The organism is Mesorhizobium sp. B1-1-5 (assembly GCF_006443065.1).
Classification (GTDB): domain Bacteria; phylum Pseudomonadota; class Alphaproteobacteria; order Rhizobiales; family Rhizobiaceae; genus Mesorhizobium.
The window spans coordinates 1-1,366 of sequence record NZ_VFWS01000408.1; the positions used below are offsets into that span (position 1 = coordinate 1).

Sequence of the window (1,366 nt, forward strand, 5' to 3'; positions counted from 1 at the left end):
CTTGGCGAAGGTAACGGCATAGATTCCAGGGTCTCCGCGACGCCGCTTCGCGGCTGCTCCGCCCTGGAATGACGAGGCTGGGGGGCTTCAGCCAATCGCCAGCGTTTGCGCTGACTTTCACGGACATGAACGGAAAATCTTGCACCAACACAAACAGCAACCTTTCAAGAATCCCTATGTCGAGGACCTAGTCGAAATCCGGAATCGTGCCGGGCGGCAGTCCCAGTCGGCCGTTCAGCTCCTTCAAGAACCGGCACAGGTCCGGATTGCCCGCTGCGCTCGCACCGTTGCCATTGCCGTCCGACGCATAGCCGTTGCCGTGGCCATTGCCGCAATTGGCGTTGCCGTTGAAGCTGCCGCCATTGAAGTTGCCGCTGAAACTTCCGGCATTGCCGTTGCCGTTGAAATTGCCGCTGTTGCCATTGCCGTTGAAGTTGCCGGAATTTCCGTTGCCGTTGAAATTTCCGGTATCGCCAAGACCGTTGGCGACACCGGCCCCGATTGGCAGGTCGGCAATCCTGACCAGGGTCGAGGCGTCGGCGGCCAGGAACGCCGCGAGCAGCGTGCCGAGCGCGAGGCCGTTGCCGTCAAGCAGCCTCGCCGCCACCCGGCGCCTGCGAGTCCGGGTGGATGTGCTCAAGCCGGTCATCAGCGGTTTCCCCGGCCGTTGGAGTTGCCGTTGAAGGCGCCGACATTGCCGTTTCCGTTGAAGTTGCCGCCGTTGAAGTTGCCATTGCCGGCACCGATGTTGCTGTTGCCGTTGTATTGGCCGGTGTTGGAGTTGCCGTTGAAGGCGCCAATGTTGCCGTTGCCGCTCGTCGGCGAGGTGTTGGAGTTGCCGTTGAAAGCGCCGACATTGCCGGTGCCGCTGTTGAAGGCGCCGACATTGCCCGTACCGCTGTTCTTGTAGCCGACATTGCCGCCGAAATTGCCGAGCGGGTTCATGCCCCTGACGTTCGCGCCGATGGATTGGCCGTATTTGCCGACCGCTCCCTGGACGGCCGACATGCCGAAGGCCTGGCTGCCCGTCGTGGTGTCAGCCTTCGCCGCGGTTGCGCTCAACAACCCCAGGCATAGCGCCGGTATGACGTAGCGTTTCATCTGCGAGCTCCTTCCATGGCTTAGCTTTTGAAATTGGGATCTGTTTCAAAAAGGATTGGGCGAAAAAGACTGGGACCGCCGGCGACATGTCGCGGTAGCCTTGCGCGGGGGACGGGCGCTTGGCTCGACGGTCCCAGAGCCATCAGCGTCTTTCCAAGCCGAAGCTTGGCGACGCCGGCGGTTGGGCGGGGACTAGTGGTTCCCGTTGCCGTTTCCGTTGCCGTTGCCGAGACCGGCGTTGCCGTTGCCGTTGGCGATGGCGGTT

At 62.2% G+C, this 1,366-nt stretch carries 2 protein-coding genes; both read right to left on the reverse strand.

The features are described from left to right. Window positions 1-187 precede the first annotated feature (187 nt). Window positions 188-649, reverse strand: coding sequence for a hypothetical protein (locus FJ980_RS34990; protein WP_181181382.1), 462 nt, complete (start codon window positions 647-649; stop codon window positions 188-190). Further along, window positions 649-1,101, reverse strand: coding sequence for a hypothetical protein (locus tag FJ980_RS31885; protein ID WP_140547477.1), 453 nt, complete (start codon window positions 1,099-1,101; stop codon window positions 649-651). Before FJ980_RS31885 ends, FJ980_RS34990 begins: the two co-directional genes overlap by 1 nt. Between the last annotated feature and the right edge of the window lie 265 nt (window positions 1,102-1,366).